22 protein-coding genes are annotated in these 23,441 nt (G+C 48.2%); 5 read left to right on the top strand and 17 right to left on the bottom strand.

Translation table 11 applies throughout. The annotated features are described in order from the left end of the window. Nucleotides 1-43: 43 nt before the first annotated feature. On the bottom strand, nucleotides 44-1,393 hold the full coding sequence (locus HP567_RS11255; protein ID WP_173608629.1) for a glycosyltransferase family 4 protein: 1,350 nt from the start codon (nucleotides 1,391-1,393) through the stop codon (nucleotides 44-46). Nucleotides 1,394-1,603: 210 nt separating this feature from the next. On the opposite strand from HP567_RS11255, the gene HP567_RS11250 reads away from it, so the two are divergent. Both HP567_RS11250 and HP567_RS11245 read left to right on the top strand, forming a co-directional pair. After that, nucleotides 1,604-2,737, top strand: coding sequence for a glycosyltransferase (locus HP567_RS11250; protein WP_173608630.1), 1,134 nt, complete (start codon nucleotides 1,604-1,606; stop codon nucleotides 2,735-2,737). A gap of 163 nt (nucleotides 2,738-2,900) precedes the next feature. Further along, nucleotides 2,901-3,728: a M55 family metallopeptidase gene (locus HP567_RS11245; RefSeq protein ID WP_173608631.1), complete on the top strand. Its 828-nt coding sequence runs from the start codon at nucleotides 2,901-2,903 to the stop codon at nucleotides 3,726-3,728. 67 nt (nucleotides 3,729-3,795) lie between these two features. Here the strand turns inward: HP567_RS11245 and HP567_RS11240 are convergent, their stop codons facing one another. From HP567_RS11240 to HP567_RS11210, 7 genes are all read right to left on the bottom strand, one after another. Beyond that, on the bottom strand, nucleotides 3,796-4,404 hold the full coding sequence (locus HP567_RS11240; RefSeq protein WP_173608632.1) for a hypothetical protein: 609 nt from the start codon (nucleotides 4,402-4,404) through the stop codon (nucleotides 3,796-3,798). A gap of 249 nt (nucleotides 4,405-4,653) precedes the next feature. After that, nucleotides 4,654-4,854, bottom strand: a complete 201-nt coding sequence (locus tag HP567_RS11235; protein WP_012685372.1) for a cold-shock protein — start codon at nucleotides 4,852-4,854, stop codon at nucleotides 4,654-4,656. A gap of 106 nt (nucleotides 4,855-4,960) precedes the next feature. Further along, nucleotides 4,961-5,722, bottom strand: a complete 762-nt coding sequence (locus tag HP567_RS11230) for a DUF4179 domain-containing protein (RefSeq protein WP_173608633.1) — start codon at nucleotides 5,720-5,722, stop codon at nucleotides 4,961-4,963. Then, complete coding sequence (locus HP567_RS11225) at nucleotides 5,701-6,288, bottom strand: sigma-70 family RNA polymerase sigma factor (RefSeq protein WP_173608634.1); 588 nt, start codon at nucleotides 6,286-6,288, stop codon at nucleotides 5,701-5,703. The genes HP567_RS11230 and HP567_RS11225 overlap by 22 nt, the downstream gene beginning before the upstream one ends. 145 nt (nucleotides 6,289-6,433) lie before the next feature. Beyond that, nucleotides 6,434-7,732 carry a nucleotide sugar dehydrogenase gene (locus tag HP567_RS11220; RefSeq protein ID WP_173608635.1) on the bottom strand — a complete coding sequence of 433 codons (1,299 nt, stop codon included), beginning with the start codon at nucleotides 7,730-7,732 and terminating at the stop codon, nucleotides 6,434-6,436. 282 nt (nucleotides 7,733-8,014) lie between these two features. Further along, nucleotides 8,015-8,425 carry a DUF350 domain-containing protein gene (locus tag HP567_RS11215; protein WP_173608636.1) on the bottom strand — a complete coding sequence of 137 codons (411 nt, stop codon included), beginning with the start codon at nucleotides 8,423-8,425 and terminating at the stop codon, nucleotides 8,015-8,017. Nucleotides 8,426-8,442: 17 nt separating this feature from the next. Beyond that, the gene (locus tag HP567_RS11210; RefSeq protein ID WP_173608637.1) at nucleotides 8,443-10,800 is read right to left on the bottom strand and encodes an endonuclease MutS2; all 2,358 of its coding nucleotides are present in this window, start codon (nucleotides 10,798-10,800) and stop codon (nucleotides 8,443-8,445) included. 242 nt (nucleotides 10,801-11,042) lie between these two features. On the opposite strand from HP567_RS11210, the gene HP567_RS11205 reads away from it, so the two are divergent. Beyond that, on the top strand, nucleotides 11,043-11,417 hold the full coding sequence (locus tag HP567_RS11205; RefSeq protein WP_047070996.1) for a phage holin family protein: 375 nt from the start codon (nucleotides 11,043-11,045) through the stop codon (nucleotides 11,415-11,417). A 96-nt stretch (nucleotides 11,418-11,513) separates the two neighbouring features. Here HP567_RS11205 and zapA read toward each other — a convergent pair whose 3' ends face one another. The 3 genes from zapA to pheS all read right to left on the bottom strand — a co-directional run bounded on the left by zapA (nucleotide 11,514) and on the right by pheS (nucleotide 15,345). Beyond that, the gene (gene zapA, locus HP567_RS11200; RefSeq protein WP_007728510.1) at nucleotides 11,514-11,789 is read right to left on the bottom strand and encodes a cell division protein ZapA; all 276 of its coding nucleotides are present in this window, start codon (nucleotides 11,787-11,789) and stop codon (nucleotides 11,514-11,516) included. Between the two features lie 82 nt (nucleotides 11,790-11,871). Then, nucleotides 11,872-14,295, bottom strand: a complete 2,424-nt coding sequence (pheT, locus tag HP567_RS11195; protein WP_173608638.1) for a phenylalanine--tRNA ligase subunit beta — start codon at nucleotides 14,293-14,295, stop codon at nucleotides 11,872-11,874. A gap of 15 nt (nucleotides 14,296-14,310) precedes the next feature. Beyond that, nucleotides 14,311-15,345: a phenylalanine--tRNA ligase subunit alpha gene (gene pheS / locus HP567_RS11190; RefSeq protein WP_173608639.1), complete on the bottom strand. Its 1,035-nt coding sequence runs from the start codon at nucleotides 15,343-15,345 to the stop codon at nucleotides 14,311-14,313. 457 nt (nucleotides 15,346-15,802) lie between these two features. On the opposite strand from pheS, the gene HP567_RS11185 reads away from it, so the two are divergent. Beyond that, on the top strand, nucleotides 15,803-16,522 hold the full coding sequence (locus HP567_RS11185) for a DUF2225 domain-containing protein (protein WP_173608640.1): 720 nt from the start codon (nucleotides 15,803-15,805) through the stop codon (nucleotides 16,520-16,522). Here HP567_RS11185 and HP567_RS11180 read toward each other — a convergent pair. Both HP567_RS11180 and HP567_RS11175 read right to left on the bottom strand, forming a co-directional pair. Continuing rightward, the gene (locus HP567_RS11180) at nucleotides 16,519-17,346 is read right to left on the bottom strand and encodes a TrmH family RNA methyltransferase (RefSeq protein WP_173608641.1); all 828 of its coding nucleotides are present in this window, start codon (nucleotides 17,344-17,346) and stop codon (nucleotides 16,519-16,521) included. The genes HP567_RS11185 and HP567_RS11180 overlap by 4 nt on opposite strands. A 4-nt stretch (nucleotides 17,347-17,350) precedes the next feature. After that, a complete protein-coding gene (locus tag HP567_RS11175) occupies nucleotides 17,351-18,004 on the bottom strand; it encodes a potassium channel family protein (protein WP_007728524.1) in 654 nt (217 codons plus the stop codon). A gap of 171 nt (nucleotides 18,005-18,175) precedes the next feature. Between HP567_RS11175 and sspI the strand changes: the two genes are divergently transcribed. Then, nucleotides 18,176-18,412 (top strand): small acid-soluble spore protein SspI, encoded by a 237-nt coding sequence (gene sspI / locus HP567_RS11170; protein WP_047070986.1) that lies wholly within the window; start codon nucleotides 18,176-18,178, stop codon nucleotides 18,410-18,412. A gap of 43 nt (nucleotides 18,413-18,455) precedes the next feature. Here the strand turns inward: sspI and HP567_RS11165 are convergent, their stop codons facing one another. The 4 genes from HP567_RS11165 to HP567_RS11150 are packed head-to-tail and all read right to left on the bottom strand — an operon-like array spanning nucleotide 18,456 to nucleotide 23,423. Then, complete coding sequence (locus HP567_RS11165; RefSeq protein WP_173608642.1) at nucleotides 18,456-19,586, bottom strand: GerAB/ArcD/ProY family transporter; 1,131 nt, start codon at nucleotides 19,584-19,586, stop codon at nucleotides 18,456-18,458. 15 nt (nucleotides 19,587-19,601) lie between these two features. Then, nucleotides 19,602-20,732 carry a Ger(x)C family spore germination protein gene (locus HP567_RS11160; protein ID WP_173608643.1) on the bottom strand — a complete coding sequence of 377 codons (1,131 nt, stop codon included), beginning with the start codon at nucleotides 20,730-20,732 and terminating at the stop codon, nucleotides 19,602-19,604. Beyond that, nucleotides 20,725-21,885: a GerAB/ArcD/ProY family transporter gene (locus HP567_RS11155; protein ID WP_173608644.1), complete on the bottom strand. Its 1,161-nt coding sequence runs from the start codon at nucleotides 21,883-21,885 to the stop codon at nucleotides 20,725-20,727. Before HP567_RS11155 ends, HP567_RS11160 begins: the two co-directional genes overlap by 8 nt. After that, nucleotides 21,882-23,423 (bottom strand): spore germination protein, encoded by a 1,542-nt coding sequence (locus HP567_RS11150; protein ID WP_173608645.1) that lies wholly within the window; start codon nucleotides 23,421-23,423, stop codon nucleotides 21,882-21,884. Before HP567_RS11150 ends, HP567_RS11155 begins: the two co-directional genes overlap by 4 nt. Nucleotides 23,424-23,441 lie beyond the last annotated feature (18 nt).

Below are 23,441 nucleotides of genomic sequence, written 5' to 3'. Positions count from 1 at the left end.
AAGAAAACCCCGCAGCCTTCATTGGCTCCGGGGCGATGCCGTACTATTTTTTCACCAGTTCATCCATCAATTGCGCCAATTGCTTCGCCTGTTCACGGCGCTCATACGGTTTCACACGCTCTGCAAAATCTGCTCCGCGTTCCTCGCTACCCGTTTGTCCTTGCGCTTTCCACTCCTGGTACAGCTTCAGGTATGCTTGCTTGATCTCGTCTTTTTGCTCTGGATCGGCTACTTGTCCGAGACGGAAATCTTCAATAATCTCTGTCGCTTCGCCTCTTTTGTTCAGAGCTAGGATCGGGTTGCCAATCCCCATGTATTCGTAGAGCTTGCCCGGAATATACGCTCCGGCGTCAGCGGACACATCCCCAATCAGCAAGAGGGCATTGGCGCCTTTCATCAGTCCGAGCGCTTCTTTATGCGGCAGGTTCCCCAACACACGAACGATGTCACCCAGCCCCAATGCTTCCACACAATCGCGATTTTCGGAATACCCCGGATAATCGAACACCCCGGCAAAGCTGAGCAAGAGATCATTTCGGTCTACTGCTTTTTCATCGATGAGTTCCCGGATGGCTTGCAGGAGGAGGCGTGGATTGCGCTTTTGATACAAAATACCTGCGTACACCGCATGAAACTTTTCCGGAACAGCATGACTCGGAGCCAACCCTTGAAAATCAGCCTGATCAAACCCATTGTAGATCAGCTCCATTCGCTTGATACGGTTCTGGTGCTTCTCGCGAAAATTATAGGCGAAGGTCGCAGTAACGGTCGTGATCGCATCCGCTTGGGACATCACCGCCTCCTCCATTCGCTCTTCCATGCGCTCTCGCCATTCGATGCCAGAGGTGTGCATATTTTGCGTCCATGGATCACGGAAATCCGCTACCCATTTGCAGCCAAACTCACGGGAAAGCTTTTTCGCAATCAAGTGATTCGTCACCGGTCCCGATGTGGAAAAAATCACGTCGATCTTTTCACGGCGCATTATTTCCCGCCCCAGCTTGAGCGCATTCGGCATCCACAGGATTTGGTCGTCTGGAATCAACAAGTATGGCTTCACTTTTTTCAGCACATGAACGACCTGCTTTTTTACCTTCGCCTTAAATGACGGCTGTAATGGTGCGGACGCTGTATTGGTACTTGCTGATGCGGCTTGTCCCCCTCGATTCGGCAGCAGCTGCCACTCCTTCGCACGGTGAATAGTGACATCACTCGGCAGTTGTGCCAAAAGGGATGGATCAAGCGTCGCATGATAAGCAGGATCTACTGTCAGCACATGGACATTCCAGCCAAACTCCCCCAAATATTTGGCCATTTTCAACGGTCTTGGCACGCCGCCTCCACCAATTGGAGGAAATATGTAGCATATGATCAACACGTTGTGCGTATTCATTTACGTAACCGTCCTTCTCCATTTCAATTTTCCATCATCAACGATACCATAAGTGCTGTCTTATTGCGAATCTAGCAGGCATCTGCTATAGTGAAAATGGCTTTGTTTACAAATGATCGTCCTTTTTTTCGGTACACCGCCTCTATTCGGTCGTGCCTCCATGTACATACCTCAGCTGAGGTTTTTTAATTACGATTCGGGTGAATTCAGATGAGCAAATTACGAGTCCTCCACGTGATTGGCGGGGGGGAATTTGGCGGTGCTGAACAACATATTCTCAATTTGGTCACTACTTTTCCAGTCGACGAAGTGGAAGTCGCGGTCGTATGCTTCTATGATTCTCTCTTCGCGAGTAAGTTGCGGGAATCAGGCATCCAGGTCATTACACTGAATCAGTTCGGACGTTTTGACTTACGATTGCTGCAGGCTCTGCGGACTGCCTTTTCCACATTCCAACCAGCGATTATTCATACGCATGGGATTAAAGCCAATTTCTTTTCCCGACTGGCAGCTCTCGGTATGAAGGTTCCTTTGCTGACCACCGTTCACAGCTCACTTCGTTATGATTATACAAGCTCTTTGGCCTATGCCATTGTCAGCATAATGGAAATGAGCACGAGACATTGGAACCGTCATTATATCGCGATCAGTGGTGCGATTGCCGATATTTTGCGGGGGCAGGGTGTTCGCTCGTCTGACATTAGCGTGATTTATAACGGAATGGACATGAAGCCTTATCGGCAAAACCATTTACGGGAAAATGACCGCAATCGACTGCGTGCGGAATGGAACATACCAGAGGACGCCTTTTTGTTCGGGACAGCCGCTCGCTTTGTTCCCGTAAAAGGTCTCCCGATTCTGCTCGATGCTTTTCATACGCTTGTGGCGGACAAGAAAGAGACCCCTTACCTCGTGTTGATCGGGGACGGCTCTGAACGTGCTGCGCTCGAAGCCAAGGTAAAAGAATTGGGGCTGGAATCACGTGTTCGCTTTGCTGGATTTCGGCAAGATATTCCAGCGTGCTTGCATGCCTTAGATGGCTTTGTCCACTCTTCCTTGTACGAAGGGCTAGGCTATACGATTATCGAGGCGATGGCTTCGGAGGTTCCTGTCGTAGCAAGCAGTGTCGGCGGTGTGAAAGAGTTTGTTTTCGATGGCGAAACGGGGCTGATCGTTGAACCGGGAAATCCCGCATTGTTGGCGCAGGCAATGGAACGGCTTTGGACTTCACCACAATTGCGTGAGATCATGGTGCAAAACGCGCTGAGCAAAGTAGAATCCACTTTTACCATTCAACTCATGACCGAACAAATTGTTGCTCTTTATCGTACGTTACTGAAATGACGAAAGGCACGGTGAAACGCGAACAGCGGGCATCGTGCTTTTTTCATATGATTTGTTTGAAGAATCTGTTTTTATGGTTGCCTACTCATGATCAATCTGGTTACATATGAATTGGAACTATTTTGTATACCAAGCTGCACCAGACAGAAAGGGTGAAAATGAGATGAAACTATTTCTTTCGGTAGACATGGAAGGCATTTCAGGCATTGTGGATACGAGCTATATTAACCCGGCTTCGGGGGTTAACTATCAGCGTGGCCGCCAGTTTATGACAGATGATGCCAATGCAGTTATTGAAGCTGCACTTGAGTCTGGCGTAACGGATATTGTGGTAGCAGACAGCCACAACACCATGAACAACATTCTCTGGGAAAAGCTCCATCCGAAAGCGAGACTGTTGGCAGGTTCTCCACGCGATTCATCCATGATGCAGGGAATCGATGAGAGCTTTGATGCAGCGATGTTTATCGGCTATCATACCCGCCAAGGAATTCCTGGCGTGCTCAGTCATACGATGTCCGGGGTGGTTCACAATATGTATATCAACGGACAAGTAGTGGGTGAGTTCGGCTTTAACGCCGCGATTGCGGGCATGCACAACGTTCCTGTTGTCATGGTGTCTGGTGATAATCTCATTGCCGTCGAAGCACAGGAACTAATTCCGGGCATCCAAACAGCGATCGTGAAGGAAGCGGTATCCCGCACAGCTGCGATCTGTCTCTCGCGTGAAGAAGCGACCGCTGAACTGAAGCGCAAGACGGCCAATGCCTTGCGCAACCGGAACAACATCCAGCCATTCCGTACAGCTGTACCTGTAGAGCTGGCAATGGAATTCTCGCATGCAGGACAAGCCGAGATGGCCGCAATTGTCCCGGGCACGCGCTACGAAACAGCAACAAACACAGTTTATTACAATGCAGCCAATCCGCAAGATATGTACAAAACAATGCGCGCCATGCTGAACCTGGCGTCGGGTGCTGAATTTTTTTAATAAGAGAAGGGAGGAACGGAAGGGCTTGAAATCAGCTCTTCCGTTCTCCATTTTGACGGGAGATTTTTCAAGCGCGCCCATTCTTCCGTTTCCGCGCTACACGTGACCGAAATCCTCTTTTTCCCTTTCTTGCTTTTGCCTTCGCTTTCACCTTTTGCCTGTTGTTCATTCCTCGATTGGACGCCCGAGAGCCTGGCCCGCCTCCAACAGCGTGCTGTTGCTTCGTGTTGGAGCTTTCAATCGCAGCATTTGTGCCACCTGTACTGTATGTGCCACCCCCACCTGCTACTTGTGTGGCGGAAGCATTTGCAAGGCGTCTTGCCAGCTTGACTACCTGGTCGTTTATCACCACAATAGCTTCTTTTCCGTTTTTCTTTTTGCCCTTATGGTGACCACGATACTCCGATTGCTTGCCGTCCATTCCCCGATTTCGCGCAATTCCACCAGCTCCCACGCTCTGTTGTTGCAGTGTGTTGGCTGAATCGATGGCTGCATCATTACCGGCAGCACTACTTCGTCCTGCTCCGCTGGCAATTTGAGTCGTGTTTGGGGCGTTCGTAAACTGCGTATTCAGTACAACAACCACCCTACTGGTTTCGTGCAAAAACGTCTTCACGACCATTCGCTTTTTACCCTTTTGGTAAATGACAGTCAGCTTATCTTTCCGACGAGACATGTGCAGTTCATTCCTTTACATGAGACTACTACATGTAAATGCGAAAGACGGACAAAGCGTGTTGGACAAATGGTGTGGAGTTGCAAAAAATGCACTTTTGTTCGCATTCCGAAGCGGACAGTCCCTCCCTCAGTATGGCGTAGGCTGAAGCGTAGACTGGAAATTCACTTCTTTCCCCCACTGCCACTACTCCTCTTAACCAAATAAAAAAGCAGACCCATCATCTGAGTCTGCTTGTCGTTTCAGCTTTTATAATTTCCGAACGTTCGTCGCTTGAGGACCGCGTTGACCGTTTTCTACGTCAAACTCAACCTCTTGCCCTTCGTCCAAGGATTTGTACCCTTCGCCCTGAATTGCGGAGAAATGGACGAATACGTCATCTCCACCATCACGCTCGATAAAACCGAAACCTTTTTCACTGTTGAACCACTTTACTCTTCCACGTTCCATTTTTGCCTCCTAGCATGTAACCCTTACATGACATTTGAAATATTGTCTTACCTCGGTTACTATTGCCATTTACGAGGCTTATTATACGTGACCGAATTTTTTTCTCCTACTTCGCAGCCTCTGTTGCTTCTTTGGCTTTGCTCTGGTCCACAATAAACTGTCCCTTCCAGTTGCCCTTTGTTTTGCCGATCCGGTTCACATCGATATTTAAGGTGAGTGGTTGTGGTAGCTTGGATTCACGCGAGGTGAAGGCAAGAACGCCCTCTGGCTTGTTATGATCGGCTATTCCCACCTCTAGTTCCTTACCGGATTCATCTGTTAAGTAGAAAGGCATAGTATCCTCTTTGGTTCCGAAAAAGTTTAGGACACTTGGACCTTCCAAGCCTTTATCCTGGTACATGGGATTGCCATTTGCTTCGCCTACCACATCTAAACCTGTCGTATCGAATTCGAAAGGCACCAGTTCTCCATTTTGTTGTTCAATGCGATAGTGCAGCAGAACCTTGCTATCTTCCGCATACACTTCCGTAAAATGAATCGTAATCCCCTGATCGGTAATTTTTTGATCGATCGGAATGGACAACCCTTCTGCCGCTGCTCGCTTAACCTCTTCACCCACCAAACCGTTCAAGTCTTTTGGATTGTCTGCAAAATAAGAGGTTCCATTTAAAGCCGCATATACTCCAGTCGGCAGTATAATAGCAGCAATTAATCCCATCATAACTAATTTTTTCTTCATCGTTACAGTCTCCTTTTTTTCGTGATAGCGATGAAAGGACTGCCTTACGCGCTGATCGAGTTCATCAGGGATCGTGGTCTCGTCTATTTGTTTGGTGAGAGACTGTTTTATGATTTTTTCGATAGACATGTTTGGAGTTCCTCCTCATTCCATTCAACGTCAATCCACTCGCGGATTCGCTTTAATGCCAGATGATTTCTCGATTTTGCTGTCCCCACAGGTATTTGCAGCAGTTCGGCAATCTGGTCGTACGTATAATCGTAGTAATACCGATAAATGACGACGATCCGCAGCTTGAACGGCAGCATTTGGATTGCTTGCTGCATCTCTGTGGCAGACTCCATCGCAAGCATTGGCTCATCCGGCGTTTCGACATGTTTCTCTTCTTCCAAACTCTGTTTTCGTTCTAACAGACGGAATCTTCTCCAAATCTGTCTTCGCCAGTTTTTCACCTGTCTAATGACAATCCCATTCACCCAGAAAAGAAACGGACGCTTGCGATCATAAGCAGGCAGTGATCTCCATAGCTGATAGTAAATTTCGCTTACAATATCATGAACATCTTCTTTATTCGTGACCATGGCTGCTACGGTACCGTAAATTTTTGTCCGCGTCATGCTGTAGATCACCTCAAAAGCTTCTTGATCTCCATCACGCAAACGGTCCAGCCACAGTTCTAACATTTGATCATTCATCGGAGGGCCCCCTGAAATTGTATACACCTTGTATTGGCTCTCTCGTTCAATATGGTTCACTACTTTATGAAAAAAACCTCTCCAAACGCTTTTACGTGCGTTTAGAGAGGTTTTGGCATTCAAATCAGTGGAACTTGTTCAAGAATTAAATGCGCACCACAGTCGCCTTGCTAACAAGGTCACGCGGGATGCGGTTCTTCGTGTCGAAGAGGATCGGCGCGTCAGCCATCTTTTCGGCAACATGAGCCCAATCCGCCTCAGCAAATTCCTTTTGTACAGCAGTCAGGAACAACGCATCTGCTCCATTCACTGCTTTGTCCAAACTGTCAACCTTGTGATCATACACAGTCGGAACAGCCGGATCGTACGAACGAACGTCTACTCCTTTTGCCATGAGCAGCTTAATCAGGTCATGGACAGGGCTTACGCGGTCGTCATTGGAAAAGTCTTTCATCGCCATTCCCAATACAGCTACGCGGCTTCCTGCCAATGTCTTGCCATTATTTTTCAAGGCTTGCTCGAGCATTCCGATCAACACATCAGGGACTGCATCATTCGTGTTGCGAGCCAATTGCAGAATCGGCAGGTTTACTTCCAATTCACGTGCCTTAGGCTGCAAGTAGTACAGTGCATTCGGCAAGCAGAAGCCGCCTACACCCGGTCCTGGCGATAACAGGTTTACACGCGTGTGCGTATTGGCAACCTTGATCAACTCGAACGTATCGATGCCAAATGCCTCGGAGAAACGAGCAAATTCCTGTACCATCGCAATGTTCACATCACGCTGGATGTTCTCGATGACTTTTGCAGTCTCGACTACGCGGATATCCGTGATCGTGATGTCCGTCTCGCTGATGAAGGACAGCAACTCTTTTCCTTTTTCGGCGCTTTGCTCGTTGATGCCTCCCAAAACGAGCGGCATGTGGATGAACTCTTCAAAAGCACGGCCTTCTGCAATTCGCTCCGAGCAATATGTCAGGTAGAAATCGACACCCGCAACAAGACCGCTTGTTTCCTCCAAAATCGGCAGAATCACGTCTTCTGTCGTTCCTGGTACGACAGTACTGCGGATCATGATGGTATCGCCTTTTTTCAGTACACGACCAAGCGATTGCGCACAGCTTTTCAGCGGTCCGAGATCAGGATCACCGTTATGAACAGGCAATCCGACTGTTACAATATAGTTATGGACTTCCGCTGCCGCTTCCTCGTAGGAGGACGTTGCACGGAAGCGTTTTGCTTCAATCTGCTCTTTGAGGATCTCTGGCAACGTTTTCCCCTGATAGGACTCCAGGTGATGGGAATGTGCCGCATTGATCTCATCGACGACATGCGGTAAGACGTCAATACCGATGACGTTTGCTCCTTTCATGGCATAGGTAAGCGCCAACGGCAAGCCTACAAACCCCAATCCCACAACAGCTACGCGTACAGGTTGAGTCATTGCGTATCTCCTCTTTCACATTCTCCAAGTAAGGTCCGTATGACTGTAGAAGTCACGCGGCCAACTTGCGTTATATTTTTAGGACAGGTAGTAAACACCTGCAGCGATAAAAAGCACACACAATCCGATGAGGACCTTGTACAACGTTTCCAAGGCTGTTCCTCCCCCATACAATCTTGGCTTGTCCTCTTTTTCGTAAAAAGGACGTTGATTGGGCAGAATAGTTTGGTACTCTTTCGCCAAATCAAATTATACTCTCGTTTGAAATATCGTTCAACCCGTCTAACGAGGCAAGGATGCCCCTATGATATACGAAAAACCGATGGACAGGACCATCGCAATAAAACCAATGGCCCTGTTATCTTTTGCAATTTCCTGATCAACATTAAACGTAGGGGTCATGAATTCAAAAATGAAGTAAGCAGACAACAACAAGAAAAATCCGAAGGTCGCCCAAATCAACGCTTCGCCCAAAGACAAATGCGCCTGAATGGAATAACGGAAAACGTTCGCGATCCCAAAAATTTTCCCGCCCGTTGCCATTGCTACTGCCATGTTCCCACGCTTCAATTCTTCCCAAACACGATAACGCGTCACCAGTTCAAAAATGGCTAAGAATAAAACCATCGCCAGTCCAGACACAGTAAAATAAGCTGCAGTTGCAAAATATGGATTGTGTAGAAGGCTTTCCATATGTCCCTCCCGACCTCTTATTTTAATTCGGCAATGGTAGCACCTACGCCGCCTTCTCCTTGACCACCTAAGCGGAAGGATTTTACATTACGATGGTTTCTCAAATACTCGTGCACGCCTTTGCGCAGTACCCCTGTCCCGTGTCCGTGAATAATGGAAACCGAGTGCAAGCCTGCCAACAGCGCATCATCTAAAAACTGATCGATTTCCCGAATGCTGTCCTCAACGTTGTAGCCGCGCAAGTCGAGATCCATCTTGATATTGTCACTGCGACGCTTCACAGAGGTATACGGAGCCGCTTGCGGTTTTTGCTGGATCGAGTTTTGTACATGCATATCATCGCGCTTCACTTTCATTTTCATGATTCCGATCTGCACAAGGAATTCTTCATTGTTTACCTTTTCCAGCACGGTTCCTTTTTGTCCGAAGCTCGTCACCATTACTTCGTCGCCCACCTTGATCTGTGTGGCACGAACTGCTTTTGCCGGCTTCTTCACCTTTTCCTTCTCCAGCTCAAGAACGGCATTGCCCAAGCGCTTCTTCGCATCGATGAGACGATGCTCCTTGATTTCCATGCCTTCTGCCATCATTTCGCGCAGCTCGCGAATGATCGTTTCCGCTTCTTCTTTTGCGAGTTGGACGGCAATTCGCGCTTCGTCCTCTGCCCGCTCCATTCGTTTGTTCTTCTCTTCCGCAAATTGCGCGCGCTCTTCTTCCAGCTGTCTACGCAGCACTTCTGCTTCCTCGCGTGCCGCTTTTGCCGCCAACCTGTCTGCTTCCGCCGACTTGCGGTTACGCTCCAGCGAAGCGATCATGCTCTCGACCTGATTGTCTTCCTCACTGATCGAGCCGCGCGCTACATCAATGATGTGTTCCGGCAATCCCAGACGTCTTGCGATAGCAAACGCGTTGGATCGGCCCGGCACCCCGATGAGCAAGCGATAAGTAGGACGCAGCGTCTGTACGTCAAATTCTACGCTGGCGTTGATGACCTCGGGTCTATCGTAGGCATACGCCTTCAATTCACTGTAGTGAGTCGTTGCAACCAATCTCGCGCCGGAATCAATCACATGGTCAATGATGGACATGGCCAAAGCAGCACCCTCTGTCGGGTCTGTTCCTGCGCCTAGCTCGTCAAACAACACCAAGCTCTTGTCGTCCATTTTCGCCAAGATTTGAATAATATTGGTCATATGGCTCGAGAATGTAGACAGGCTCTGCTCGATGGATTGCTCATCCCCGATATCGGCAAAAACGGAGGAGAAAACAGTCATCTCGCTCTCTTCCTCTGCCGGAATATGCAAGCCCGCCATCGTCATCAAGGACAGCAGTCCGATTGTTTTGAGGGAAACGGTTTTCCCCCCTGTATTCGGACCTGTCACAACAATCGCCTGATACTCTCCGCCTAGCTCCACATCTACAGGAACGACAACTTCTCGTGGAATAAGTGGATGACGCGCTTTTCGCATGTTTACGTAGCCGCGATCATTGATGCGTGGACAAATCGCCTTCATGCTCCAGGCAAGCTGAGCCTTGGCAAACATAAAATCGAGCTCTGTCAGTGCTTCTGTATTCTCGACCAAAGCCTCTACCGCAAAGGATACTTGCTCCGTCAACACGTACAGAATGCGCTCTACTTCACGTTCCTCTCGCAAGCGAAGCTCGCGAAGCTTGTTGTTCATCTCGACGATCACTTCCGGCTCGATAAAGAGCGTCGCCCCAGATGCCGACTGATCATGAACAATTCCACCAAATACAGAACGATACTCTTGCTTTACCGGAATGACGAAACGATCCCCACGAATTGTAACGATGTTTTCCATCAGCATTTTTTGGTAAGTAGACGAGCGTGTCATTTGATCGAGTTTTTCGCGAATGCGCGACTCGAGTTGTCTAATTTCCTGACGTACCTGTCGCAGTTCAAGACTCGCGCTGTCCAAAATATCGCCGTTTTCATCAATACAGCGGCGAATTTCGGTTTCCAACTCGCGCAGGCCCTCAATACGCTCTGCCTGCTGTTGTAATAATGGCAGCTCGTGATCTTCACACATATCGAGCAAAAACGTTTTGAGTCTGCGTCCGGCCATAACGGTGCTGGCGATATCTAGCAATTCCATCGGGGCCAGCATAGCATTCAATCTGGCGCGCTGTACGGGGCCGCGGATATCGCGAATGCCACCGAGAGGCACGCTGCCCTTTAGGCGTAACACAGTTGCAGCTTGTTCAGTCCCTTGCTGAGCGGTTATGACTTCATCCAAGCGTAAAAAAGGAACCAGCTCTGATGCTTTTTCTTTTCCATATGTGCAAGATGCCTTGTCAATCAACAGGGCGACTATTTTATCGTATTCTAACGTCTTTAAAACCCGTTGTTCCACTGTGCTCCTCCTTCTTTATCCAGCGGCGACCGTTGTACCGTGCGGGCGGGAGCGACGGTCTATACCGGCAATCATTACGATCTCCCCATTATAGCATGGCAGCGAAGCTTAGAAAACTTGGGCCCGGATGGCACCGGAAAGGAACCACGGGCGAAGGATAAATTTACACGTCTTCGCTTGGCATAGTTCCACTCTTTGCGTGAGAGAATGAAAGGTGAAACAACCCTAAAGGAGGAGTACACATGACGATCATGCGCCATATCGTCCGCTTTATCGTCGCTGCCGTAGTCCTGATGTTTGTCGGCTTTCTGGTCCCCGGCTTTTCGGTTAGCAGTTTTTGGACAGCTCTGCTCGCGGCCGTTGTCATTGCACTAATTGGCTGGGCCGTAGAAGCCATTTTCGGAGATCGAATTTCGCCGTACAATCGTGGTATTATCGGCTTCTTGGTCAGTGCCGTCGTGATTTATCTCACTCAGTTCATCGTCTCTGGCTTCCGCGTAACGATTCTTGGCGCGCTTCTGGCTTCCTTGGTGATCGGGATCATCGACTTGTTTATCCCGATCAAAACCCATATGGATTTGCGCAATGGAGATGCCAGGAACAAGCAGGAGACATAGGCAGAATACGCCAAAGAGCCATCCCTTTAAAAACGGGGTGGCTCTTCTCATTTTACCCAAAACGTAAAAAGAGAGGCACTTAAGCCCCTCTTTTCCTTAATCTATCGGTTTAGCCTTTGCCTCTTCCTGAATGATTTTCAGCAGTTCTTCGTACTCCTGACGCAAGCGGAAGTATTCATCCGCAATATTGACTGCAGAAAGTACGGCAATTTTGGCAGTATCCAGTCGATGGTTGCCGTTTGCGATTTCGTTCATCTTGTCATCAACGAAACCGGCCACCATGCGTATGTGATTGACACTTGCCTTGCCACTGAGCCGGTATTGTTGGCCAAAGATGTCCACCGTCAAACGATTTTTCCCATCACCTTGCACGAGAGGTACCTCCCTACTGCGACCTTTGCTCTACATTATCCTTTTTTAGGTTACTGAAAATGTCAGAGTTCGTCAAGCTGTGTTACATGCGCAGTTCAGCACCAGTTTTGTTTTTCAAGGCGTCAATGACAGCAGTAGTCACTTGTTGAATCTCTTCGTCCTGCAAGGTACGCTCGGCGTGACGGAATACCAGGGCAAATGCCATGCTCTTCTTATCTTGAGCAATACGTTCACCCATGTATACATCGAATAGGGTTACGGACTCAAGCAGTTCGCCTGCCGCTTCACGAATCGTTGCTTCCAATACACCAGCAGCTACACTGCGATCGACAACGAGAGCCAAGTCACGCGTTACCGCCGGGGATTTTGGCAGCTGATTGTAATGGCCTACCTCGGCAGCTACATCAATCAAAGCAGCTACATCAAACTGGAATACGTACGTTTCGGACAGATCATAAGCTTTTTCTGTGCCCGGATGAACTTGCCCCAGATAGCCCAGACGTTTTTCCCCTACCCATACTTCTGCGGTACGTCCTGGGTGCATACCTGCGATGTCCTGGACAGCTTTGTACTCGGCAGCTTGGATACCCAAACGAGCGAAAAGTGATTCCGCAATCCCTTTTGTTTGGAAGAAATCAACAGGCTGTTTGGCGCCCATCCAGTTTTGTGCGAGCAGTTGTCCAGTCAACGCACCTGCTACATACAGACGCTCTTCTGGAAGCTGTGTGAGCGTTTCTTCTTTTGTCAAGAACACACGGCCCAATTCGAAAATCGCAACATCGTGGTTTTGACGGTTTTTATTGTATGCCACTGTTTCCAAGAGGCTTGGAATCAAGCTCGTGCGCAGAACGCTATGATCTTCACTCATTGGCATCATGAGCGCAACAGGGTTTACTTTTTCCTGATGCAGACCCGCTACTGCCTCGACACGATCTGGATGAACCAGTGCATAGGAAATCGCTTCATTCATACCGGTACCAATCAAATGATGACGGATCGTACGGCGCAATTGCTGTTCTTTTGTCAACTGTCCTTGTGTGGTCGAACCAGAAGGCAAGCTGGTCGGAATGTTGTCGTAACCGTACAGACGTGCAACCTCTTCCACCAAATCCTCTGGCAGCGTAATGTCGCCACGTCTCGTTGGAACGGTTACCGTCCATTTGTCGCCCGCTACTTCATACGGGAATTGCAGACGCTCGAAAATCGGCGATACATCAGAAGCCGACATGTCGGTTCCGAGATGCTGATTAATTTTTGCAAGTGTAACCGAAACAACAGCAGGCGCAGCTTTGCTTACAACAGCAGAACTGATTCCTTTGGATACCGTTGCGCCGGACAATTGCTGAATCAGCGCAGCAGCGCGCTCTCCCGCTTCCTGCACACGCGCTTGGTCAACGCCTTTTTCCCAACGTACGCAGCCTTCTGTACGCATGCCGAGCATACGAGCAGTGCGGCGCACTGTTTTTGGTGTGAACCAAGCTGCTTCGAGAATGATTTCACTCGTCTCATCAGTGATTTCGGAGTTAGCTCCGCCCATGACCCCTGCGATCGCCAAGCCTTTGGTCTGGTCGGCAATCAGCAAGGTTTGCTCATCCAGCGTGCGCTCTTGATCATCCAATGTCACGAGCTTTTCGCCCTCGTTTGCCAGTCGAACGACAATAGAGCGATCAGCTACCTGTGTCGCATCGAAAGCATGCAGTGGCTGACCGTACTCGAGCAGGACATAGTTGGTCACGTCTACCACGTTGTTGATCGGACGAACTCCCGCTGCCATCAGGCGATTTTTCATCCATTGCGGAGATGTCGCGATTTTGGCGTTGGTGAAGTGACGACCGTGGTACTGATAGCTTTCATTCGTCGCTTCGATCTTGACTTGGATCGGGTTGTCGCCACCATTTTCAGTCAACTCGATTTGCGGGAATACCACTTCTTTGCCCAAGATAGCGGCTACCTCGTAAGCAACCCCCAGCATGCTCAAGCAATCCGAACGGTTCGGCGTCAGTCCCAATTCCAGCACATAGTCATCCAAGCCGAGGTACGAAACGGCATCCATTCCGATTTCCGCATCCGCTGGCAGAACCATAATGCCTTCTTGCTGATCTTTTGCCAGAAGCTTGTCGTTTAAACCCAATTCTTTTGCAGAGCAGATCATCCCTTGGGATTCTACACCGCGCAGCTTGGAACGCTTGATGTTTAGACCTCCAGGGAGCTTCGCACCGATCAGGGCGACGAGAACTTTTTGTCCCTTGTCTACGTTCGCTGCTCCACAAACGATTTGCAGGTCTTCTCCTTGTCCCGCATCAACGACGCATACGTTGAGACGGTCTGCGTCCGGATGCTTGCTGCGTTCTTTTACATAACCGATCACAACACCAGATACACCTGCGTTGCGCGATTCAACTGCGTCTACTTCAATCCCGCTGCGAGTCAGCTTTTCAGCCAGCTCCTGGGGCGTCGTTCCACTCAGATCGACGTATTCAGATAACCATTGGTATGATACCTTCATCTTTGCCTCTCCTCTCTAGCCTCGATTGAACTGACGCAGGAAACGAACGTCGTTGGTATAAAAATGGCGGATGTCCTCTACCGCGTATTTGAGCATCGCAATTCGTTCTACACCCATACCGAATGCAAAGCCGCTGACTTCCTCAGGGTTGTAACCGGCCATTTCCAGTACGCGCGGATGTACCATACCAGCACCCAAAATCTCGATCCAGCCTGTTTGCTTACATACACGGCAACCGTGACCACCGCAGTTGAAGCATTGCAGGTCTACTTCTACGGAAGGCTCCGTGAACGGGAAGAAGCTTGGGCGCAGACGAATTTGCTGGTTTTCTCCAAACATTTGACGGGCAAAAGTCAAGAGGGTACCTTTCAAGTCACTCATCCCGATTTTTTTATCAATCACGAGACCCTCGATCTGCGTGAATTGGTGGGAGTGTGTCGCATCGTCATCATCGCGGCGATACACTTTACCCGGACAGATCATTTTGAGTGGAGTCTTGCCTTCTTTTTTCAACATCGTACGTGCTTGCACAGGAGATGTCTGCGTACGGAGCAGTAGCTCTTCCGTGACGTAGAACGTATCTTGCATATCGCGTGCCGGGTGATCTTTTGGCAGGTTCAGCATTTCGAAGTTGAAGTGGTCCATTTCTACCTCAGGACCTTCTGCCACCTCAAAGCCCAGACCGATGAAGATGTCTTCGATCTCTTCAATGATCCGAGAAAGCGGGTGCATGGTGCCTGCTGGTACTGGACGTCCTGGCAGTGTCACATCGATCGTTTGTGAAGAAAGCTTGGCATTCAGAGCCGCCTCTTCAAATGCTTTTTGTTTGCCAGAGAACGCCACCTCCAGCGCTTCCCTTACTTCGTTCACCAGCTGACCGACAACTGGACGCTCTTCTGGGGACAAGCCGCCCATGCCGCGCAGCAGTTCTGTCAACTCACCCTTTTTCCCCAGGTATTTGACGCGCAAATCCTGAAGTTGTGCGGCTTCTGTCACTTGGCTGATTTGGCCCAGTGCGGACTCTTTCATTTCTTGCAACCGAGTTTGCACTTCGAATCGCTCCTTTATTTCTGTTTTGGAAAAAGAAAAACCCGCCCCTCAAAAAGGGACGAGTTACTTTTTTCTCGCGGTACCACCCTTGTTAGACAATTCGCTTCCGCCCTGTGACAAATCCATGACAATATCACTAGTGGAAAGAGACATTTGTCTCACTTCAGATCATTGGTAACGGGTATGACCCGGCTGCTCCTACTGCGCGAAAAGCGGTTCAGAGTGCGGCTTTGGAGTGAATTCGGCAGCTATCATGTTTAAGATGCTCGCAGTCTGTGACATCTTCTCCCTGAAAAACAGATAGGTCCTGCGTACTAGTCTCCGTCATCGCTTTACGTTATAATTATGACGTAAGGAAAATTATAGCGCAACAAGAGAGAACTTTCAATTCCACAAATGTTACATATCCAGAGAGTGTTTTCATGTGTATGTTACCCATTCGAAAGGGGATTTTGACATGATTGATAATGTTTCCGCCCTTTACGATAAGACAAGTATCTGCCGCCATTGCCAAGCGACCTTTTCGACCAAAAGAATCAGAAGCGGCACGTTGACGATGCTCCATCGCGACAGCGATTTTTATACCACTTTTAAAGAGCAATCTTTAAATCCCATTATATATACCGTCAATGTCTGCCCTGAATGCGGCTTTGCTTTTACGGATCAATTCCGGGACAAGCTCGCCCCCTGGCAAAAGCAGATTGTGGATGAACAAATCTCCTCGAAATGGAAGCCAAAAGATTTTGGAAAAGTTCGCCATGTACCAGAAGCCATTGTCAGCTACAAGCTTGCCATTTACGCAGCTGAAATAACGGATCAGCCCCATTCTGTAAAAGCCGGTCTGTATTTGCGCCTTGCATGGCTTTATCGATTCGAGAAAAATGTCGCGGAAGAAATGCGCTTTATCGATATGGCCGTGGAAGAATATGAACAATCGTATATTCATTCTGACTATACACGCGGTGACAAGGAAATGACCGAAGTCCGCTTGCTGTACTTGATTGGTGAGCTCTATCGCAGGCTCGAAAAGTATGATTTAGCCATCAAGTATTTCGGCAAAGCACTCGCCTTTCGCAACCACACCATTGAGAGCGGCATTATCCGGATGGCGCAAGATCAATGGCAACTCGCACGTGAAGAGTATAAAGAGAAAAAGAACGAGCAAAAGATCGGCTAGTCATGCCGATCTTTTCTTTTGCGCTGTGCCTCATAGACAAATATTCCTGCCGCGACTGCCGCATTCAGTGACTCTGCTCCGCCGTAAAGCGGAATGTGGACGAATTGATCGGCTTTGGCAAACATCTCTTTGGAGACGCCTCTTCCTTCATTGCCGATGACCATTGCCGTCAGACCAGCATAATCAGCCTCGTCATAGGCAACACTGTTTTGCTCCAAAGAAGAAATGAGAACTCTCCCTCCCTTTGCCTTCCATTCATCAGCCGTCTCAACTAACGATTGCGTAAAGACCGGGATGCGGAACAGTGCCCCCATTGTGGCCCGTACCACTTTTCCATTGTAAATATCGACACTGCCACTTCCAAGTACGACACCATCTACTGCTGCCGCTTCTGCTGTGCGCAAAATCGTACCGAGGTTGCCAGGGTCTTGTATTTCGTCCAAAAAGAGGAGTATCAAGCTTCCTTGTTCCTCTCTCTTCTTATCTACCCATTTTGCCCAATCTGCTGCTGTTTTTTTCACTTCGGCCACAATTCCTTGCGGTGACTTCGTTTCGGAGAGCTTCGCCAACACTGCCTCTGATGCAGCAATGACCTGGACAGCTTCCGGATGATTAGCCAGAGCACGTTGGCAGGCTGGGTCCATGTCACGCTGCTGATCGTAAATGACCGTGACTACCTCCGCCCCGCTTTTTAACGCCTCTTCTACCAGATGTGCCCCTTCCACGAGAAAACGCTGCTGCTCTTCCCGTCCTTTTCGTGACAGCAACTGGTGCAATCGCTTTACCAGTGGGTTTTGTACCGAAGTAATGATTTCATTTGTCATAAACCTATGCCCGCTCCTCAAATTCGCGTAAGTCTTTGTTGTTCCCGATCACCACAAGCACGTCGCCGTATTGGATGACTTCATCCGGGCTAGGAGCGATGTTGAATTTATCTCCGCTTTTGATGGCAATAACGTTGACCTCGTATTTTTTCCGAATATCCAGTTGCCGCAAGTTTTGACCGACCAGCTTGGACGACACGACTACCTCCGCCACGCTGTAGTCCTCTGCCAGCTCGATAAAGTCAAGTACATTCGAAGAGATCAGATTATGGGCGACCCGAACTCCCATGTCACGCTCAGGGAATACGACACGGTCAGCTCCCACTTTGTACAATACTTGTCCATGACGCTCATTCTGTGCTTTTGCCACGATCTTTTTGACACCCAAGTCTTTCAGCGTCAATACCGTCAGGATACTCGCCTGAATATCGACCCCAATGGCCACAACGACTACGTCAAAATTGCGGATTCCGATTTCCTTCAAGGCGCGTTCATCCGTAGAATCCGCTGCTACCGCGTGCGTTACGTATTGAATATTTTCGTTAATACGCTCCTCGTTCTCATCTATACCCATCACTTCATAATCCATCTCGTACAGCGTTCTCGCCACGCTAGAACCAAAACGTCCCATCCCGATAATGGCAAATTGCTTGGACATGTTAATCTTCCCCTTTACGGAACTTACCAATAACAAGCATTATAGCACAACCAAAACATCCCCCACAAAACGGTCATGAACGTTTTGTACGAAAAGCATGGTATGCACAAATCAGCGTTTACAAATACTATTTCTTGAATTCATTCTCAAAAGAGAGGTGCAAGCACGGTCATGAACATTGCCTCACTCAATTTACGTCAAGCGATCATGTACAAAATGCAAGGCTCAGATCCAAACGCAGTGGAAGAGACCATCAGTGATGCCATTGCCAGCGGTCAGGAGAAGACACTGCCGGGGTTAGGTGTTTTGTTTGAAGTTCTGTGGCAAAACAGCGATGCTTCCTCACGCCAATCCATGATTACGACTATCGCGGAACACTTGCCTGAACAAGCCGAAAAGCCGATCTAACCATTTCTTCTTTCGAACAAACATGCTTCAAAGGGAGGGGCTATTACGTCCCTCCCTTTTCATTGTTCACTTCTCGACCTTTGTTGAACTGATTGCGCATGAATTGGGTGATTGCCAGCAAGATAGGGATGATGATGGTGATCAAATATCCTATGTTGGTCAAATACTGTGTAAAAGAAAACAGCTCCACTATATTTTGCGGCACTAATGTCAGGAAAAAAAGGGGCACCATGATCACAATCGCGGTGATTTGCTGAAAACGAATGCCTTTGTGAAACAAGCGCCGCAATGAAAAAATCGTCGCGTACAGCATATTCCCGATCGTTGTAAATACAGAAGCAACCCAAATCGCGAGAAAGGCGGACTCAAAACGCTCCAAAAACCAGCCGGTTTTCTGCGTTACCTTGACCAGTTCAAGCGTAGGCCACACCAGCCTCTGCAATTCTTCATAGCCAAATACAGTAATGCCTGCGACAACTGTGATCACATAAATGACAAGAGCAAAACTCATACCTGTCATGCTGGCTACCCCTAGCCTTGCCCCGGGAATAGCGAAGGCAAAATAAACCATTAACAACTCATATCCGGTATAAAGCGTATACGTATTCAGACCCGTTTTCATGACATTTGTCCATGACTCGAATCGGAATGGCAATAAATTGTACCAATCTGCGTTCATGAAGGAGACGAGCGGAATCAAGAGAGACGGCAACAGGAGGAAAGGAATCAACAGCTCATTTACCCTTGCCACAACTTCAATCTCATGACAACAAAGAAACACGACCAACAACAGCAGCGTGATGATTATTACTTCCAGTGGCGTTTGCGGTAATACGGAGGTCACGACGACTTCCCCGAACAATCTGGCTGTGATTCCCGCATTGAGGAACTGATAGAGAATGAAGAGAAATATACACAGGGTACCGATGGCAACCCCAAATATCTTCGGCATAAATTCGACAAAGGTAAGACCGGGAAACTGGTTGCCTAAATAAACGATAGCCGCTACAGCCATGGACGCTATGAAACCACCTACAATGGGTCCCACCCACCCCATTTGATGAAGAAGTTCGGTTGCTGTTCTCGGGATGACGAGGATACCCACCCCGATCATCGAACTGACCATAATGCTTGTCAGTTGCCAGGTACCAAAATTACGTTTCTGATTCTCCACAGTGATCGCTCTCTCCTATTGCATTTCCATACCAAGACGGCGCAGCTTGATTGTGTATGTAACGCGAATGGGGAAATCCCTGAAATCTTTCTTCCAGTTGTGAGTTTTCCAGTAGTCTTGGTAATGCTTCGCACGCAGTGTAAGACCCAGTTTCAAAATGTCGCTATTGTACTGCTTTTGTAATTGCTGCAATAGTTTTTTTGCGCGATTTTCCATTTCTTTTTGAATAAGCGTTTGCATTTGTAAGATGAATTGCTCCGCAGGAATGTTCAGGTCTTCTGTGAGTTCGACAATATCTCCTTGAAGCTCGCAATGATAGGTAGCGGAAGAGGATTTGTGAATAATCACCTTTTTTTTTGCGAAATGCGGACGAAAACTCACATATCCATTCTTGGTTTTCGGCAACGGAATGACAATGTCTCCACCTGGTTTTTCATTACGTAGCTGAAGCAATATCCATGACTGTATGTGATCCAATATCCCCACCATCTTGTGTCCGCGAAAAACAGCAACCCCTTTCCAGCTCACCTCGTTCTTTCTGGCCTCTACATAATTCAAAAACGGCTCCATGGTTAGATTAGAGGTCTGATTGAAATAGTCGCCCAGCGTTTGGTCTGGAATTCTTCCTAATTTCATGCCATTTTCGATCAGCCCCATCATATAGACGACTGGAATCGGCTCGATTCTCGGTTTTATCTCCAGCAAGGTAGATGCTTTGCCCTTCACGACGATCGGCCACAGAAGTCGCCGTATTTGCGGTTCGCGACGAAAACTGTCCATGATGTCTTGGATTCCCTTTCTGGCGACCTCCTCACTTACGGCAAGAATACGGGTATGTCCAAGAAACAATCGCTGGTTCATCCGCATTTGCAAGTTATTGGAAGCATCTGTCACCGTTCTTCCTGTCACGCTCATGATTTTCACGGCATCCGCATTATTTCCTCCACCCTTCCCGCCACTCCCAGCGATTTTCATAGGAATTGGAATTTGGACGGTCATTTTGTACAGATTTTCATTTTTTTCATCCTGATCTATCGCAATGGCCAACACCGATGCGCGTTCTTCCAATTCACGTCTATCCCAGCACCCTGTCAGCAGGATGGTAAAAATGATCAACAAAGCGAAGTATCTAAGAGATTTACCCATCGATATTCCGCCCCTCTCGTCGGGTCACCATGTCACGAATGAGGATTGCTCCCCAGTAAACAGCAGGGATCAGCAAATTAATGACCAGGCTAGACAATCCCAGCAACGACGCCACCCTAAATACTTCCGTGATGTTTTGTGGAATGAGGGCAAAGAAGAATAAAGGGATGAGAAGGACTGTAGCCACGATTCTTTGAAATCTGATTCCCTTACGAAACAACTGTCTCAATGAATAAACAACAACGTAATACGCATTGGCTACCGTAGTAAAAACAGCCGATACCCACACTGCCAAAAAAGCGGATTCCAATCGTTCCAAGATCAATCCAGGCACCTGCGTCGTCTTGACCAATTCTAGTGTCGGCCACGTCACCCTCTGTAGCTCTTCGTAACCAAACACTGAAATACCAGCAACCACAATTAACATGTAGAGTGATGCTGCAATTAATAAACTGTAAAGTCCCGCCAATTCCCTGTTCGTGTTTTGTTGCGCATAGGCGAAAAAGACGAACATAATTTCAAAACCAGAATAGGAATAAATTCCTTCGTACACTCCTGCTACCATTGAACGGATTGACACATGATTAATCGGCAGGAGATTCCCAATTTCCGCCTTTTGGAACGACGCAATCGCGATAAAAAGAAGTGGAAAGATAATAAAAGGAAACAGCAGCTCGTTCACTCGTGCTACTACTTCCACCTCATGCATGCACAAAAATAGTATCAATAAAAACATTGACATGAGTATAACTTCCAACGGAGTCTGTAAAAGAACGGAAGTCACAACCACTTCACCAAATACACGCGAAACGACGGCCGTGGAGAAATACAGGTATACTAGATAGATACAAATCCAGGGGAGGCTGAAAACTTTGCCCACCCAAGGCCGTTTGGCAGATCCCCACACCTTATGACTATATTCAATAAAGGTTTCACCTGGATAGCGCTTGCTCAATTTGACAATTAACCATAAGGAGACATAAGCACCTGCTGAGCCAATCAGAGGAGCGATCCAGCCTGCCTCAAATAATTTCGAACTGGTTGTGCGAGGAAGGGTCAAAACGCCGACACCGATTAAGGTACTTGTCATGAGACAAATTTGCTGCCACATCGATAGATTATGATGCCAGCTGTGCCCCTCCCTCCTGTTCATTTCTGGTTCTCCTCCTCTCTGATCCGGATTTTATCTTGAACATGAAACATCATCGGTCTTGTCTTCATCATGTGATGGGGTGCCCGTAAGAACAAGTCCTTCATTCCATTCAGGTTGAGCGGACTAAGCGGGCTCATATAGGGTACTCCAAACGATTTCAGTGAAGACAAATGAATGAGGATGACAATCAAAAACAGCATAATACCGTATAGACCAAACATTCCTGCCAGAATCATAACCGGAAAGCGTAGCATCCGAATGGCAATCGCCGCACTGTAACTCGGAGATGCGAACGAGCCGATGGTCGTCACAGCCACGATAATCACCATGACAGGACTGACAAGCCCGGCCGTTACCGCTGCTTCTCCGACCACGAGTGCTCCAACAATCCCGATCGTAGGACCGATTGGCCCCGGCAGCCTCACACTCGCTTCCCTCAATATCTCAATGGCCAACTCCATAAACAGAGCTTCGACTAAAGAAGGGAATGGAACGGTAGATCGCCCTGCCGCCATCGCAATGACCAGTCGAGAAGGGATCATCTCTGGATGAAATGAACTAAAAGCGATATATAGAGAAGGTAGCAACAAAGCGATGCTGATACTGATAATCCGAATGAAACGAATTAAGGTCGCGATATAAAATCGCTCGTAATAATCCTCTGGACTCTGATAAAACTGTGAAAACACAGCCGGAGCAATCAATCCGAACGGAGTACCATCTACCAGAATGCCTACTTTCCCTTCCAAAAGATTGGCCACTACTTTGTCAGGGCGCTCCGTATTTTGAATTTGCGGGAAGGGGGACCATCTCCGATCCTGGATCATTTGTTCGATGTACCCGCTCTCCAGCACAGAATCCACACGAACATTACTCTCTATTCGCGCAATCACTTCCTCCACCATCGGGGGATACGCAAGACCCTCGATGTACATGATGTAAACGTCAGTCTGTGTTCGTTCACCGACCACCATATGACGCACTCTGAGATTGGGGTCCTTCAAACGAAAACGGATCAGGGCTGAATTCACGCACAATGTCTCACAAAAACCATCGCGTGGCCCTCGTACGACTGATTCCGTCTGAGGCTCTTCTACCGAACGCCTGTCCCAACCTCTCGTATTATTCAAGTAAGCATTTTGACACCCATCAATGATCAGTACCGCGCATCCAGACAAAATATTTCGGACGATCTGCCTCAGTTTGTCTGTCAAATCCAGCTCATTTGTCGCCGGATCATTATAGGTGATATCAGGAGTCGTCATATAGCGAATAATAAAATCACTGATGACATTGCGATCCACCATGCCATCTATAAAAACGATAGCGGCTTGAACCTTCGTCTTCGTTTGAAATCGACGAACGACAAGATCATCACACTTTCCAAACTGCGCTTGAATCAATTGGATGTTTTCTTCCAAATTTGTTGTGAGCGCAACATCGGACACGCTTTCCATGCTCTTGTCGGAGTGCTGCTCCAACGCTTTTGACTGGAGGGCTTCTTTTCTTTTTTTCCATGCTTGAAAAAACTGGCTCAAGCTGCTCACCCTTATCCA

Origin of the sequence: Brevibacillus sp. M2.1A, from assembly GCF_013284355.2 — a bacterium.
Lineage (GTDB): Bacteria > Bacillota > Bacilli > Brevibacillales > Brevibacillaceae > Brevibacillus.
Note: the sequence above shows the minus strand (reverse complement) of the source record. Positions and strands in the feature narration are given on the sequence as shown.

Coding starts and splice junctions, on each gene's coding strand:
- HP567_RS11255 (WP_173608629.1), bottom strand. CDS start 1,393: ATGAATACGCACAACGTGTTGATCATATGCTACATATTTCCTCCAATT.
- HP567_RS11250 (WP_173608630.1), top strand. CDS start 1,604: ATGAGCAAATTACGAGTCCTCCACGTGATTGGCGGGGGGGAATTTGGC.
- HP567_RS11245 (WP_173608631.1), top strand. CDS start 2,901: ATGAAACTATTTCTTTCGGTAGACATGGAAGGCATTTCAGGCATTGTG.
- HP567_RS11240 (WP_173608632.1), bottom strand. CDS start 4,404: ATGTCTCGTCGGAAAGATAAGCTGACTGTCATTTACCAAAAGGGTAAA.
- HP567_RS11235 (WP_012685372.1), bottom strand. CDS start 4,854: ATGGAACGTGGAAGAGTAAAGTGGTTCAACAGTGAAAAAGGTTTCGGT.
- HP567_RS11230 (WP_173608633.1), bottom strand. CDS start 5,722: ATGTCTATCGAAAAAATCATAAAACAGTCTCTCACCAAACAAATAGAC.
- HP567_RS11225 (WP_173608634.1), bottom strand. CDS start 6,288: ATGAATGATCAAATGTTAGAACTGTGGCTGGACCGTTTGCGTGATGGA.
- HP567_RS11220 (WP_173608635.1), bottom strand. CDS start 7,732: ATGACTCAACCTGTACGCGTAGCTGTTGTGGGATTGGGGTTTGTAGGC.
- HP567_RS11215 (WP_173608636.1), bottom strand. CDS start 8,425: ATGGAAAGCCTTCTACACAATCCATATTTTGCAACTGCAGCTTATTTT.
- HP567_RS11205 (WP_047070996.1), top strand. CDS start 11,043: ATGACGATCATGCGCCATATCGTCCGCTTTATCGTCGCTGCCGTAGTC.
- pheT (WP_173608638.1), bottom strand. CDS start 14,295: ATGAAGGTATCATACCAATGGTTATCTGAATACGTCGATCTGAGTGGA.
- HP567_RS11185 (WP_173608640.1), top strand. CDS start 15,803: ATGATTGATAATGTTTCCGCCCTTTACGATAAGACAAGTATCTGCCGC.
- HP567_RS11180 (WP_173608641.1), bottom strand. CDS start 17,346: ATGACAAATGAAATCATTACTTCGGTACAAAACCCACTGGTAAAGCGA.
- HP567_RS11175 (WP_007728524.1), bottom strand. CDS start 18,004: ATGTCCAAGCAATTTGCCATTATCGGGATGGGACGTTTTGGTTCTAGC.
- sspI (WP_047070986.1), top strand. CDS start 18,176: ATGAACATTGCCTCACTCAATTTACGTCAAGCGATCATGTACAAAATG.
- HP567_RS11160 (WP_173608643.1), bottom strand. CDS start 20,732: ATGGGTAAATCTCTTAGATACTTCGCTTTGTTGATCATTTTTACCATC.
- HP567_RS11155 (WP_173608644.1), bottom strand. CDS start 21,885: ATGAACAGGAGGGAGGGGCACAGCTGGCATCATAATCTATCGATGTGG.